The sequence below is a fragment of the Streptomyces sp. NPDC001732 genome (assembly GCF_053596315.1).
Genome location: NZ_JBSFFY010000121.1, coordinates 1 through 9,415, shown reverse-complemented (window position 1 = coordinate 9,415; position 9,415 = coordinate 1). Strand labels below are relative to the sequence as shown.

Below are 9,415 nucleotides of genomic sequence, written 5' to 3'. Positions count from 1 at the left end.
TACGACCGATCCCGCGACGTGGCTGCACACACCGCAGAACCTCGCCCGGCTGGCCGCCCTCACCCAGGCCGCCGACGCCCGCAGCCGCATCGTCGCCGGCGGACAGCAGCCGAAGCAGCCGACCAAAGACGCAGCCGACCCCGCCCGCCAGCAGCAGCGCACCACACAGCCCGATCAGGGCAGGGGAGCGGGCCCCAACCCCTGACGGGGACGCCAATCGGCCACGCGCTGGCCGATTGGCGACTTCACCCGCGAGCCCCAGCGGACCGGACTGAGAATCGGGACGTTGGCACCCGGCACGGGAGGAACCTTGACCGACCTGCACGAACCGCTAGAACCGCTGGAGAGCTACCCCGACGAACTGCCCCGCCCCGCCAGCGCGGCGACATCAACCTGGTGAGCCTGCTCAGCACCGCCGTCGCCCGCGCCCTTGGACTCGGACCGGACGACACCGCGCAGTTCCTCAACCGCGGCCTGGTCCTGCGCCCCGAACACCGCCTCTCCTGACCCTCCCCCTTCCCGCGCGGCCGTGCCCGGCCGCCAAGCCCCCGCATTGGAGCACCACGTTGCCCTACGAGGCCCGCGATCTGAACCTGACCGATCCGACGAAGGGCTACCTGAACTTCGTCCTCTACACCGAGCCCCAGCGCGGCGCCGTCACGTCGTCGCTGAACGCAGTGCTGGACATCGAGGCCCAGCAGACCGTGACACCGCACTTCCAGGAGTGGCTGGGCAGGCTGGTGCGGTGCGAACCGAACGCGATGCACTGCACGCTCGTGGGGTCCACGTACATCCCGACCCTGTTCCACCCGTGCGTCACGGAGGACCCCAGCAGCCCATCGGCGATCAGCGGCTCGGGCTGCATGTGCCTCCGGACCTTCTACGACCCCGAGTACGGGCTGCCCGTCGTCGGCAAGCACTCCAAGCACCGCGGCGAGGGCGGCACGGACCAGTGGAGCTACACGACGTACGCGCCGCTCGAACTGCGCCCGGACGACGTCTTCAGCCGCTTCCACACCGGTCGCGGTCTGTTCTGGGCCCGGACGGACAAGGGCGTTCTGTCGTTCCTGCCGCAGAGGAACGGCCTGGGCTACGAGATCGGGTACAACGGCGGCGGCCCGCACGCCCTGGCCGCCTACCTCACCCAGGTCGCCACCACCGACGGGCAGCACACGACCGCCGGCGCCCAGTACGAGGATGCGCACCCGGCGATCGTTGCCTGGACGCAGAGCAAGGCGGCGGACCGTGGCACGAACGAGCTGTCGCTCAGCGACCTCAAGGCCATGATGCAGAACTGACCGCCGCCGCATCCGGACGCCCCACGGACCAGCCGCTGTCCGCGGGGCGTCCGCGCGACGGCACCGGCCGTCCCGAACACAGCAGGTCAGACACCGCAGGAGGTCACCGGTCGGGCAGCTTGCGGCGAAGACTGTCCGTCGACTTCTTCACATCTCCGAGCTGGTCGCCGAGCACCCGCATACGCCAGTCCATGCGCTCCATCCGCGCGGCCACCGCCAGCGACGCGAACGCCTGCGCCAGCCCCGCTGCGCCCGCATCGCCCTCCTGCGCCTTCTTGGCCCAGACCACGGCGAGCCGTTCGAACCGCTTGGCGCGCTCCACTGCTTCTTCGTGTGCAGTCATGCAGTTCCTTCCCGGATTGATCCCTCTCACCGTTGTACCGGCCGGGCCGCGCGGATGGGCGGCGTAGGCGTTTTCGGGTCGTGGGGTTGTCCATCCGCCACCGGCCCCGCCTCCGTGATGGCCGGGGCCGTCCTTGCCGGCAGCCACGTTCCGGCGGCAGGAATTTCAGACCATGCCCGCCTCCCGCAGACCAACTCGCCCAAAATTGCGGGGATTTAGCCCGGTACATTCCTCCGGTTTGTGAAATTTATCCACAGGCAAACGCTTTTACGGTTCTCGTCTCGGCGGTGGTGCCCGTTGCCGGCGGCACCGCCGTGCCCGTATACCCCTGGCACGAAGGGCGTTGGACCGGATGGCGCAGACGAAGCTCGACAGGCAGGTGGAAGAGACCGTCGAGGCCCTCGTGTTCGGGATCGGCCGGTTCCTGGCCGGGCGTCCGATGGACGGGGTGAAGCGGACCGACGCGACGTTCTGGCGCCCGGGCACCCATGTCCTGCCGAAGGTCGAGGGACAGGTGTCCCGGTCCTCCTACCGGCCCGGGTGGCAGCGCCTGACCTTCCGTATCAGCACGCTTACCGTGCTGGGCACCGGAGGCTTCCAGGCCGGGTGGGCCCACCGGGACGCGACCGTCGCCACCGCCCAGGAGATATGGGTCGACCCGGATCCTGCGCTCGCCGCGCTGGAGCAGACCGGGATCGCCGCGGCGTCGACCGCGGCCGTCGGTACTGCCGCCTACCTCGCGCTGACCCGCAAGCGCCGCGAGCTGATGCGGGAGTGGGTCCTGCCGCTGCACGAAGCCCTCGCGCTGCCGCTGCGCCTGCCGGAGCAGACCGACCCGCGCCGCTACCTCCACATACCCAGGAACTTCAGCGAGGACGACGCGGTGATCCGCGTGGACGTGCCGGGCCGGCTGGACTTCTCCAAGGACCTGGTCGCCGACATCATCACCACCAAGCTCGCCCTGGAAGGCGTCACCTTCTCCTGGCACCTGGCGGGCCGCGAGACGTACGTGACGGTGAAGAAGACCCGCAAGCCCCCGGCCAAGGCGGCCTTCAAGGACCCCAAGGTCCGCGAGGTGGTGGCCGCCGCCAAGGAGTCCGCGCCCGTCATCGGGATCGGCTCCGCCGGGCGGACCGTCACCGTCGACCTGGACGACCAGTCCCCGCACATCCTGGTCAACGCCTCCACGGGCGGCGGGAAGTCGGCGACCCTACGGTGCATCGCCTGCCAGATGCTCCACCACGGCTCGCTCGTGTTCGTCCTCGACACCAAGCGGATCTCCCACCCGTGGGCGTCCGGACTGCCCGGGGTCACCTACTGCCGCGACATCGCCGACATCCACGACCAGCTCATCGCCCTCGGCCTCGAAGGCCGGCACCGTACCCGCGTCGCCGACGACCTGGGCATCGACGCCGACCCCAAGGCCATCGGCCCGCGGCTGCTGATCCTCCTCGAAGAGGTCAACGCCACGATGAAGCAGCTGGCCCGCTACTGGGAGAAGACCCGCGAGTCCGGCGACCCGAAGGTCTCCCCGGCCATCGACGCCCTCAACGAGATCCTCTACATGGGCCGCCAGCTGCGCATGCACGTCCTCCTGGTCGCCCAGTCCGCCACCGCCCGAGCCCTCGGCGGCCCGGAAGTGCGCGAACAGTTCTCCACCCGCATCCTGGCCCGCTACAGCCTCAACGCCTGGCGCATGCTCGCCCCCGAGGTCCACCCCGCACCGAAGCCGACCAAACACCCCGGCCGCGCCCAGGTCGTCAGCGGCGGCACCGCCCGCGAGACCCAGGTCCTCTTCTTCACCGAGACCGAAGCCCGCCTGTGGGCCACCACCGACAAGAAACCCGCCGCCGGCGGGCCCAGCCCGGTGCAGCTGCTGAAACCGCCTGCCGACTCCCTCCCCGACGCCGGATCCACCACCCCCAGCCCCCCCGCAGACCCCCGAACCCTCCGCGGGCGGGGACCGGCCCGCCGACGCCCGGAACCCCACCCCGGCCCCGGCCGCCGTGCCCCGCGAGCCCGCGGCCAACGCCACGGCAACCCCGCCGACGACCCCGACCCCCACCCCGGCCCCGGCCGTGGTCGACGACGACCAGGCGGTGGGGCTCCGGCAGGCCGCCGAGCACCACCTGCCCGGCATCACCCTGGCCGCGCTGCGCTTCGCCCGCGCCAACGACCCCGCCTTCCCCGGCCCGGCCGGCAAGCGCGGCGCCGAACTCCTTTACCGCGTCGGCGACCTCAAGAAGTGGGCCCGCAACCGGCCCCGCGCCGCCACCGGCACCACCGACCTCGACTGACCGGGCCCTGCCCGCTCCAGCCGACCCGACCCCCCGCCCCGAAGAGCACCCGGCTCACCGGGCACAACACAGAAAAGGAACACCCCAGCCATGTGGAAGACCACCAAGAAGAGCACCCTCCCGCAGCAGCTGCGCCTCACCGACCCGGGCGTCCGCGAGCAGCTGGAAGCACTGCCCGCCTCCCAGGTCCTCATCGGCCTCGGCACCGACCGGCAGCCGGTCGGCATCGACCTGGACACCGACTCGCCGCACGTCCTGGTCTGCTCTACCTCTGGCGGCGGCACCTCCACCGCCCTGCGCACCCTGGCCGCGCAGGTCCTGCACCACGGCGGGGACGCCCTGATCCTCGATACCAAGTGCATCTCCCAGACGTGGGCGCGCGGCCTGCCGGGGGTGACGTACCACCACGACATCGCAGGCATCCACAACACCCTTCTCGGCCTCCGCGCCGAACCGGCGCGCCACGTCGACGCGCACGGCGAAACCGTGGACCTGCCGCACCTGGCAGTGGTGTTCGAGTCCGCCGGCCACACCCTGCGGCAGCTGGCCCGCCACTGGGACAAGGCCCGCCAGGCGGGCGAGCCGAAGACGTCCCTGGCCGTCGACGCCTACGAGGAACTCCTCTACGCCGGACGCGAAGCCCGCATCCACATCCTCGCCGGCGCCCAGAGCTACAGCGCCGCACTGGGACGCGAGCAGTTCTCCACCCTGCTCCTGGGACGGGTCACCCCCCGCACCTGGAACCAGGCGGCCCCGCAGGTCGCCCCCTCCCCAAGGCCAGCACCCACCCGGGCCGCTTCCACACCGTGCAGCACTCCACCGCCCACCCCACCCAGGTCCTGCTCATGAGCGAGACCGAAGCCGCCGCGTGGGCCGCCGCCACACAGACCGAAGAGCACTGATGCCGGACCGGGCCGGACCGGGTCCTGCCCGGTCCGGCCGACACGAACGCGGCGATGCCCCGCGACATGGCCTCGCGGGCCAGCTCCGGGCACGACCAGCGCGACAGCGGTGTGCCAGCCTCGGCGGGAAGCTGGCAGGCCAGCGCCTTGATCTGCGTGACCTGAATGGGCGTGAAGGCTGGGGGTCGTCCTGGACGCTTGCGGTCAGAGAGCCCGGAAAAGCCCAGGGCGGCGAACCGGCCCCGCCATGTGCGCACGGCGTCCACGTGCACTCCTACCTCGACGGCGATACGCGCGTTGGACCTGCTCCGCGCCGCCAGGAGAACGATCCACGCCTGCACCCGGGCCCTGTGCTCGGTCCTGTGACCGTAGGCGGCCTTCTTCAACCGGTGCCGCTCGGCGGCGGTCAGGACTATCGGGCGCGCGATGGCAACAGGCAAGGCAGGCAGGCAGGCCGATCAGCAGAAGGAGATCAGGGCGGTCACAGCCTGCCGCATCCGGTCCGACTCTGGACGATGTGTGTGGATCTTGAATGACTGGATGTTGAATAATCCAGGCCATGGGGATGAGTGGAACGAAAAGGGAGCCGCTGACGGTGGCCGCCGTCCAGCCCGTGTGGGCCGGAGCGGATGTCCTGGCGAACGTTAGGGAACACACGCAGGCCATTGAGCAGGCACACGCGAGATTGGTGGTCTTCCCCGAGTTCTCTCTCACCGGATACGACCTCGGCGCGCCCTCGCTGGCTGTGGACGACCGTCGTCTCCGGCCCTTGGTGGACGCTTGCCGTGCCGCTGGCTCGGTGGCGCTGGTCGGCGCGCCGATTGGCGACGAGGATGGCCGCGAGTACATCGCTACTTTGGCCGTGACCGGTGACAGCGTGACGGCGGTGTACCGGAAGATGTGGCTGCACGGGGCCGAGTTCGACCGGTTCAGCCCCGGAGAGAAGCCGGTGGTGGTCACCGTCGACGGATGGAGACTCGGATTGGCCATCTGCTACGACGCTGCCATGCCCAAGCACGCCGCCGACTCGGCAGCACTCGACATCGACGCCTACGTGGCCAGTACCCTCTACGGCCCTGGCCCCGACTCCGCGGCTCGCCGCGATGCCCATATGCGCGAGCGCGCCGCCGCCCATGGCGTCTGGGTCGTTCTTTCCACCGCGGCCGGACCCAGCGGCTCCTTCGCGCAGACCTCCGGTGGCTCGGGCATCTGGGGGCGGAGCGGAGAACTAGTCGCCCAGGCCGGTCGTAACGCGGGCGAGATTACAGCGACTCAGCTCAGCTGACGAGCGATTCGAGCTCTATCTCACCGTTTTCGACACCCGACCCGCGAACGCACCCGCCGACGCCGGGGTCAACCCCCGAAGGACTTCCGGAGCCGACCACTTAGGCCGTGAGATCGTCTTGATCGTGAGATTCAAGTGCTTCTTTGCCCAGGTCACGAGCTTGCCCGCGTAAGCGCGGTCGGCCCAGACGAGCGTGATCTCCGGGTGCGTCAGGCGGAGACGGAAGAGCACTTCCTTCCAGATGACCCACCCATCGCGAAGGCGCCGAAGGTGGTCACTGCTCCACGGACGATGCCGTGTCCGGCCGTGCGGGTCAGGGACCGCAGCGTCCGGCGGCTCTTGCCGGAGCGACGCGGGGCGCTGGGACGCCAATCGCTCCGCGCCGCCGGCGGCCCCGGCGCCGCCGACGGCCACCCCGGCCGCGGTCGACGACGACCAGACGGTGGGACTGCGCCAGGCCGCCGAACACCACCTGCCCGGCATCACGCTGGCCGCCCTGCGCTGGGCGCGCGCCAACGACTCCGCCTTCCCCGCCCCGGTTGGCAAGCGCGGCGCCGAACCCCTCTACCGCGTCGACGACTTCAAGAGGTGGGCCCGCAACCGGCCCCGCGCGGCCACCGGCACCACCGACCCCGGCTGACCGGTCCGCCGAGCCACGGCAGCCCGTCAGCCGGGCAGGGCTCTTGACGTCGGTGCTGGCTCTGCGGGACGGTCGGCGCAACTATGCGCAACCGAGTCACAGGGGAGAGCTCCATGACGCTACGGTTCGTCGGTATCGACCCGAGCACCGGCGGCGGTGGATCGCCGACGGTGTGGGTGGAGGAGGAGAGCGCCGACCTGGTCCTCCAGGGCGAGGAAGCCGAAGAGCTTCTCCGGGCGCAGGTGGGCGGGACCCAGTGGGTGGCCGGGCATGCGGTGGGGATCCCGCCGCATGAGACGGTGATCCGTATCCCGGCCCGGATGGTGTCGATTCTGAGGGAGGCGTGTGATGTCGCAGAGCAGCGTGCCTGACTTCGCTGAACTGCTGAGAGGCGCTCAGCACACAGCGGTGCACCTGGAGATGCGCGACCACTACGGCGTCGGTGACGAGGCCGAAGAGATCGCCCTGTTCGCCAAGACCGGCCAGATCGACCTGGACCCCACGGCCCGCTGGTGGCCCCAGTGGCTCGGCCTGGTCAAGGAAACCCTGGCCCGGGGCGTGGTCATGCGCCGCGCCCGGATCGTCTCCGAACCGGTCACCGACTACATCCGCTGGGAACACGCCGTCACCGAGCTGAACATCGGCGCCGGCGAACAGGTCCGCTGGCTGCCCCGCCGCCACGCCTCCGACATCGCCCTGCCCGGCAACGACTACTGGCTGATCGACGGCCGCCTGGCCATGTTCCACTTCTTCAGCGGCGACGGAGACTGGGTCGACCCCGGCTTCGAGACCACCACCGACCCGGCCGCGGTGAGCCTCTGCACCTCGGCGTTCGAAACCGTCTGGGAACGCGGCATCCCGCACGAGAAGTACACCGTCTAGGACCCTGAGCAGCCCGTGACCACCTCTCCATCCTCCAGCGCACAAGCAGCCCGCGAAGCGCTCGCCATGCGGCTGCAGCACCTGCGCAAGGACGCCGGCCTCACCGGGAAGGAACTCTCCGCCCGGTGCGGCTGGCACCCCGCGAAAACCACCCGCATCCAAAAAGGCGACGCCCCGCCCTCCGACGCCGACATCCGCGCCTGGTGCACGGCCTGCGGCGTCGACGACCAGGCCGACGACCTCATCGCCACCGCCCGCGCCGTCGACTCCATGTACCTGGAATGGCGCCGCCTGCACCGCACCGGCATGCGCAAAGTCCAGGAAGACTGGTACGAGCTCCACGAACGCACCCGCCTCTGCCGGGTCTACGTCTCCAACGTCCCGCCAGGCTTCCTCCAGACACCGGCGTTCGCGACCACCCTCATGGGCCAGATCACCGCCTTCCAGGGCACCCCGAACGACGTCGCCGAAGCGGTCGCCGCCCGCGTCGCCCGCTCCCGCTTCCTCTACGAGGGCGGCCACCGCTACGTCGTCCTCATGGAAGAGTCCGTCCTGCGCTACCAAACGGCCGACCCCGAGGCGATGCGCGGCCAGTTGCGCCACCTCCTGGCCGTGATGCCGCTCGCCTCGGTCTCGCTCGGGATCATCCCGTTCACCGCGCAGCGCACCGTGTGGCCGCTGGAGGCGTTCTACCTACACGACGACACCATGGCCGTGGTGGAGACGCTGACGGCGGAGATCAAGGTGACGCAGCCGCGCGAACTCGCCGACTACGCCAAGGCGTTCACCGGCCTCGCGGAGATGGCCGTGTACGGCGAGGAGGCCCGCGCCCTCATCCACGCCGCCGTCGACGCCCTGGAGTGAAGTTCCGCAATTCTCCGCAACTTCGTTGAGGATGTGCCGTGCTGCTGCGTAGCGTCGACGGCACCGACGGACCACCAGCCGGAAAGGCGGGGCTCCATGCGCTCATCCACGGACACCGCCGCCCCGGCCCCCAAGGGCCGCGGGCCCCAGCCTCCTGCCTACGGAGTCCCCTCCCCGGATCTGATCGCCCGTGCGGACCGCGGCTTCGCCCGGTTCCTCGCCCAGCACACCGAGGACCAGGGCGACGGGGCCGACGGTGGCGAGGACCCCCAGCAGTGACCGCTGGCCACCCGCGCGACGACGCCCCAGCAGCGAGGCCTGCCACGCCCCCCAGCACGCACACGGTCCTGTACGACCCCCACGGACTGATCGAAGCGGAGCTCCCGCTCGACCGCGAACCCTACGAACTCCTGGTGAAGACCGTCCTGGCATGGGCCGGCCCGCAGACACTGACCGAACGCGACTACGAACAGCTCGCCCTCCAGCTCACCGGCCACGCCCGCGCGGTCGCCTCCGACGTCCGCCGCCGCGCCGCCCAGCTGCCCAGGAGCGACGGCCGCGGCGCCCTGGCCGAAGTCATCCTCCACGAAACGGACATGTGCCTGTCCGTACGGCCCAAGGGCACCGCCCGCTGCGTCCAGAACCGCGCCCGGCTCGTCCAGGCCCTCTACGAACGGCTGGACCGCCTCGCAGGAGACCTCCCTGCCGTTCCGTAGCCCACCTTGCCGTCAACAACGCCGTGCTGACCGAAAATGGATCGACTTGTCGCGGATTCCCCCACATAGTCACCAAATGAGATGACCTCTTAGTACTCCAGTCAGATTTCGTGTCCTGAGCTGCTGGTTATCGTTGTTCGGGTATGGACGTGATACCTGAAGTCGATTGCTGGAAGGTCGAGTTGGAG

The 9,415-nt window shown here is 70.3% G+C and carries 14 protein-coding genes and 2 pseudogenes; 11 read left to right on the top strand and 5 right to left on the bottom strand.

All coding sequences use genetic code 11. From position 1 onward, the window contains the following. Positions 1–205: hypothetical protein (locus ACWCXX_RS39625; RefSeq protein ID WP_451135963.1), on the top strand; the 205-nt coding region annotated here is incomplete at its 5' end. A gap of 361 nt (positions 206–566) precedes the next feature. After that, on the top strand, positions 567–1,298 hold the full coding sequence (locus ACWCXX_RS39620) for a hypothetical protein (protein ID WP_451135961.1): 732 nt from the start codon (positions 567–569) through the stop codon (positions 1,296–1,298). 103 nt (positions 1,299–1,401) lie between these two features. On the opposite strand, the gene ACWCXX_RS39615 is transcribed toward ACWCXX_RS39620, so the two are convergent. The 3 genes from ACWCXX_RS39615 to ACWCXX_RS39605 all read right to left on the bottom strand — a co-directional run bounded on the left by ACWCXX_RS39615 (position 1,402) and on the right by ACWCXX_RS39605 (position 3,358). Further along, the gene (locus ACWCXX_RS39615) at positions 1,402–1,641 is read right to left on the bottom strand and encodes a hypothetical protein (protein ID WP_451135959.1); all 240 of its coding nucleotides are present in this window, start codon (positions 1,639–1,641) and stop codon (positions 1,402–1,404) included. 843 nt (positions 1,642–2,484) lie between these two features. After that, entirely contained in the window at positions 2,485–2,862 is a 378-nt protein-coding gene (locus tag ACWCXX_RS39610; protein WP_451135957.1) for a hypothetical protein, read from the bottom strand. Beyond that, positions 2,852–3,358 (bottom strand): hypothetical protein, encoded by a 507-nt coding sequence (locus ACWCXX_RS39605; protein ID WP_451135955.1) that lies wholly within the window; start codon positions 3,356–3,358, stop codon positions 2,852–2,854. The genes ACWCXX_RS39610 and ACWCXX_RS39605 overlap by 11 nt, the downstream gene beginning before the upstream one ends. Before the next feature lie 289 nt (positions 3,359–3,647). Here ACWCXX_RS39605 and ACWCXX_RS39600 point away from each other — a divergent pair, with 289 nt between their 5' ends. Together ACWCXX_RS39600 and ACWCXX_RS39595 are read left to right on the top strand one after the other, a co-directional pair. Next, on the top strand, positions 3,648–3,938 hold the full coding sequence (locus tag ACWCXX_RS39600; protein ID WP_451135953.1) for a hypothetical protein: 291 nt from the start codon (positions 3,648–3,650) through the stop codon (positions 3,936–3,938). Between the two features lie 90 nt (positions 3,939–4,028). Continuing rightward, entirely contained in the window at positions 4,029–4,787 is a 759-nt protein-coding gene (locus tag ACWCXX_RS39595; protein WP_451135951.1) for a hypothetical protein, read from the top strand. Positions 4,788–4,920: 133 nt separating this feature from the next. On the opposite strand, the pseudogene ACWCXX_RS39590 reads toward ACWCXX_RS39595, so the two are convergent. Further along, positions 4,921–5,181 (bottom strand): annotated as a pseudogene (locus ACWCXX_RS39590) (helix-turn-helix domain-containing protein); the annotation flags it as partial. A gap of 218 nt (positions 5,182–5,399) precedes the next feature. Here ACWCXX_RS39590 and ACWCXX_RS39585 point away from each other — a divergent pair. Further along, positions 5,400–6,125, top strand: coding sequence for a carbon-nitrogen hydrolase family protein (locus ACWCXX_RS39585; protein WP_451135949.1), 726 nt, complete (start codon positions 5,400–5,402; stop codon positions 6,123–6,125). A gap of 78 nt (positions 6,126–6,203) precedes the next feature. On the opposite strand, the pseudogene ACWCXX_RS39580 reads toward ACWCXX_RS39585, so the two are convergent. After that, positions 6,204–6,362 (bottom strand): annotated as a pseudogene (locus ACWCXX_RS39580) (IS5-like element IS4811 family transposase); the annotation flags it as partial. A 205-nt stretch (positions 6,363–6,567) separates the two neighbouring features. Between ACWCXX_RS39580 and ACWCXX_RS39575 the strand changes: the two are divergent. From ACWCXX_RS39575 to ACWCXX_RS39550, 6 genes are all read left to right on the top strand, one after another. Beyond that, complete coding sequence (locus tag ACWCXX_RS39575) at positions 6,568–6,765, top strand: hypothetical protein (RefSeq protein WP_451135947.1); 198 nt, start codon at positions 6,568–6,570, stop codon at positions 6,763–6,765. A 113-nt stretch (positions 6,766–6,878) separates the two neighbouring features. Beyond that, a complete protein-coding gene (locus ACWCXX_RS39570) occupies positions 6,879–7,136 on the top strand; it encodes a hypothetical protein (RefSeq protein ID WP_451135945.1) in 258 nt (85 codons plus the stop codon). Beyond that, positions 7,114–7,647, top strand: a complete 534-nt coding sequence (locus tag ACWCXX_RS39565; RefSeq protein WP_451135943.1) for a DUF6879 family protein — start codon at positions 7,114–7,116, stop codon at positions 7,645–7,647. The genes ACWCXX_RS39570 and ACWCXX_RS39565 overlap by 23 nt, the downstream gene beginning before the upstream one ends. Positions 7,648–7,662: 15 nt before the next feature. Next, positions 7,663–8,511 (top strand): helix-turn-helix domain-containing protein, encoded by an 849-nt coding sequence (locus ACWCXX_RS39560; protein WP_451135941.1) that lies wholly within the window; start codon positions 7,663–7,665, stop codon positions 8,509–8,511. 96 nt (positions 8,512–8,607) lie between these two features. After that, on the top strand, positions 8,608–8,790 hold the full coding sequence (locus tag ACWCXX_RS39555; protein ID WP_451135939.1) for a hypothetical protein: 183 nt from the start codon (positions 8,608–8,610) through the stop codon (positions 8,788–8,790). After that, a complete protein-coding gene (locus tag ACWCXX_RS39550) occupies positions 8,787–9,227 on the top strand; it encodes a restriction endonuclease (protein WP_451135937.1) in 441 nt (146 codons plus the stop codon). The genes ACWCXX_RS39555 and ACWCXX_RS39550 overlap by 4 nt, the downstream gene beginning before the upstream one ends. Positions 9,228–9,415 lie beyond the last annotated feature (188 nt).

What these genes read in the sequence shown, in the direction of transcription:
- ACWCXX_RS39615 (WP_451135959.1), bottom strand. Translation starts at nt 1,641, where the DNA reads ATGACTGCACACGAAGAAGCAGTGGAGCGCGCCAAGCGGTTCGAACGG.
- ACWCXX_RS39595 (WP_451135951.1), top strand. Translation starts at nt 4,029, where the DNA reads ATGTGGAAGACCACCAAGAAGAGCACCCTCCCGCAGCAGCTGCGCCTC.
- ACWCXX_RS39555 (WP_451135939.1), top strand. Translation starts at nt 8,608, where the DNA reads ATGCGCTCATCCACGGACACCGCCGCCCCGGCCCCCAAGGGCCGCGGG.
- ACWCXX_RS39610 (WP_451135957.1), bottom strand. Translation starts at nt 2,862, where the DNA reads ATGCACCGTAGGGTCGCCGACTTCCCGCCGCCCGTGGAGGCGTTGACC.
- ACWCXX_RS39565 (WP_451135943.1), top strand. Translation starts at nt 7,114, where the DNA reads ATGTCGCAGAGCAGCGTGCCTGACTTCGCTGAACTGCTGAGAGGCGCT.
- ACWCXX_RS39585 (WP_451135949.1), top strand. Translation starts at nt 5,400, where the DNA reads ATGGGGATGAGTGGAACGAAAAGGGAGCCGCTGACGGTGGCCGCCGTC.
- ACWCXX_RS39570 (WP_451135945.1), top strand. Translation starts at nt 6,879, where the DNA reads ATGACGCTACGGTTCGTCGGTATCGACCCGAGCACCGGCGGCGGTGGA.